The sequence below is a fragment of the Sphingomonas sp. genome (assembly GCF_048595155.1).
Classification (GTDB): domain Bacteria; phylum Pseudomonadota; class Alphaproteobacteria; order Sphingomonadales; family Sphingomonadaceae; genus Sphingomonas_I.
In genome coordinates this window covers 1-2,702 of the sequence record NZ_JBMDXN010000122.1, presented here as the reverse complement: position 1 = coordinate 2,702, position 2,702 = coordinate 1, and the positions used below count along the sequence as shown (strand labels likewise).

3 protein-coding genes are annotated in these 2,702 nt (G+C 68.6%); all 3 read right to left on the bottom strand.

Features of this window, described 5'->3' with window-relative positions:
• Positions 1-425, bottom strand: a 425-nt coding sequence (locus tag ACOJSI_RS19440) for a dihydroxy-acid dehydratase (RefSeq protein ID WP_420139973.1), incomplete at its 3' end; no start/stop codon positions are given.
• Between the two features lie 32 nt (positions 426-457).
• Positions 458-1,639, bottom strand: coding sequence for an RsmB/NOP family class I SAM-dependent RNA methyltransferase (locus tag ACOJSI_RS19435; RefSeq protein WP_420139972.1), 1,182 nt, complete (start codon positions 1,637-1,639; stop codon positions 458-460).
• Positions 1,640-1,690: 51 nt separating this feature from the next.
• A partial coding sequence (gene guaB / locus ACOJSI_RS19430) for an IMP dehydrogenase (RefSeq protein WP_420139971.1) occupies positions 1,691-2,702 on the bottom strand: 1,012 nt, incomplete at its 5' end.

Here is a 2,702-nt window from a genome sequence, read left to right as displayed (position 1 = left end):
CCGCCCACCATCGCCTCAGGTGCGACATGGCCGAGCATCAAGCCGCGTGTCGCGCCGCTGAACCGCCCATCGGTCAGGAGCGCCACCGAGCCGCCCAAGCCCTGCCCGGCCAAGGCAGCCGTATCATTGGGGTCGAGCGTCAGTGCATCGCGATAGAAGCGGACGGCCTTGCCGGACAGGCCCTGCCCCTGCGCCACGCGCGCCAAGGCGATATAGGCGCCGCGATTGCGTGGATCGACCGCCAACGCGCTTTCCAGCAAGTCCCCCGCGCCCGCCAGATTGCCGGCCAGACGCAGCTTTTCGCCCTGGGCGAGCAAGGCCAGGCTGCGCGGATCGATCTGGTCATCGCGGCGCTGGCCAAGGCTGGTGGACGACACCGTGGCAAGGCTCAGCGCCAGAACGATCGCGGTGGGAGAAAAACGCATCAACAGCTCCACAAAACGGGAAGCCCGGGGATCTAGCATGGGGCGCGCAGGACGGCGATGAAAAAGCCGTCCGTGCCGTCATGCGCCGGCGTGAGCCGTCGGCCGGCGCCGTGGGGGCGACCGGCGCGGAGCGGATCCTGGACCTCCCAGCCGGGATGCGCGCCCAGGAAGCGATCCATCTGATCGCGCCCCTCGCCATCCAGCAGCGAACATACCGCATACACCAGCCGGCCGCCCGGCTTCACCAACGCGGCGCCGATTTTCAGGACGTCGGCCTGGGTCGCGCGCAATCGATCCAGCCGTGGCGGGGTCAGGCGCCACCGCGATTCCGGATTGCGGCGCCACGTGCCCATCCCCGAACAGGGTGCGTCGATCAGCACGACATCGGCCAGGCCCTTCAGATCCGACAGCCCTTCCCGCTCCCGGCTGCCGTTCAGCAGGCGGAGCTCAATCATGTCGGCCCCGGCGCGTTCGGCGCGCGGCGGCAGGCGCGACAGGCGTTGTCGATCGACATCGCAGGCGATCAATTGCCCCTGCCCGTCCATGGCGGCGGCCAAGGCCAAGGTCTTGCCGCCGGCACCGGCGCAGAGATCCACCACGACCATGCCTTCGGCGGCGCCGCAAGCGGCCGCGATCAGCTGGCTGCCCTCATCCTGTATCTCGATCTTGCCTGCCGCGAAGGCCGGCAGCGCCTCGACATTGGTGCCTTCCGGCAGGCGCAGGGCGTCGGGCGATAAGGAACCGGCCACGGCATCCGGCAGCGCGGCCATCATCTCTTCGCGCGTGGCCTTCAGGCGGTTGACGCGAAGATCCAGCGGGGCCCGCGCCAGTAATGCCGGCAGTTCGTCTGCATCCAGCGTGGCGCGCAATTGATCGATCAACCAGGCGGGCGCGATCCCCGCCGGAGCGGGCACGTCCTGGGCGGTGATCGGCGCCGGGCAGTGCGGCGCGCCGTCGAACAGATCCAGCAGCTCCGGGCGATCCTGCGCCAGCCCCAGCAAGGCCGCGCGTCCGCTCGCCGGGACCTCGCCGGCGCGGCGCATCGCCGCATAGGCAAGCTCGCGCACCGCGCGCCGGTCTTTCGATCCCGCATAACGCCGCGCCTTGAAATAGCGCGCAATCAGCGTGTCGGCGGCGGCGCCCCCGGCACTGGCAGCGAAGATCACCTGATCGACGATGTCGATCGCGGCCTGAAGGCGGGCGGATGGGGTCATGCCCCATGCCTGCCCTGCCCCGGCGCCGGCCGCAAGCGGGCCGGCATCGGATCACCCCAGTGAGGGATAATTCGGCGCTTCGCGGGTGATCGTGACGTCGTGGACATGGCTTTCGCGCAGTCCGGCATTGGTGATGCGAACGAACCGTGCCTTTTCGCGCAGCTCTTCCAGCGTGGCCGCGCCGGTATAGCCCATTGCCGCTTTGACGCCGCCCACCAGCTGGTGGATCACGTCCCTCGCCGGCCCCTTATAGGGTACCTGCCCCTCAATGCCTTCCGGCACCAATTTCAACTGATCGCGCACTTCCTGCTGGAAATAGCGATCGGCCGAGCCGCGCGCCATCGCGCCGACCGATCCCATGCCGCGATAGGATTTGAAGGCGCGGCCCTGATACAGGAAGGTTTCGCCGGGTGCCTCATCCGTGCCGGCCAGCAGCGATCCGACCATGACGGTGGACGCGCCGGCCGCCAGCGCCTTGGCGACGTCGCCCGACGTCCGCAGACCGCCGTCGGCAATGACCGGAACGTTGGACTTCCACGCTTCTTCGGCCGATTCCATCACGGCGGTAAGCTGGGGTACGCCGACGCCGGCGACGACACGCGTGGTGCAGATCGAGCCGGGGCCGATGCCGACCTTGATGCCGTCCGCGCCGGCATCGATCAGGGCGCGCGTGCCCTCCGCCGTCGCCACGTTGCCGGCGATGATCTGGATGGAATTGGACAGTCGCTTCACCCGCTCGACCGCGCGGGCGACATCCTTGTTATGGCCATGCGCGGTGTCGATCACGATCAGATCGCACTCGGCATCCACCAGCGCTTCCGTGCGGGCAAAACCCTTGTCGCCGACGGTGGTCGCCGCCGCGACGCGCAAGCGTCCGGTGCCGTCCTTGGTGGCCGTGGGATAGGTGACCGCCTTCTCGATATCCTTGACGGTGATCAGCCCGACGCAGCGATAATCCTCGTCCACGACCAGCAGCTTCTCGATCCGGCGCTGGTGGAGCAGCTTGCGCGCTTCCTCCTGCGACACGCCGACCGACACGGTCGCCAGATTCTCGTGCGTCATC

Bases quoted from the DNA above. Each gene is read 5' to 3' on its own strand.
- ACOJSI_RS19435 (WP_420139972.1), bottom strand. From the start codon at position 1,639: ATGACCCCATCCGCCCGCCTTCAGGCCGCGATCGACATCGTCGATCAG.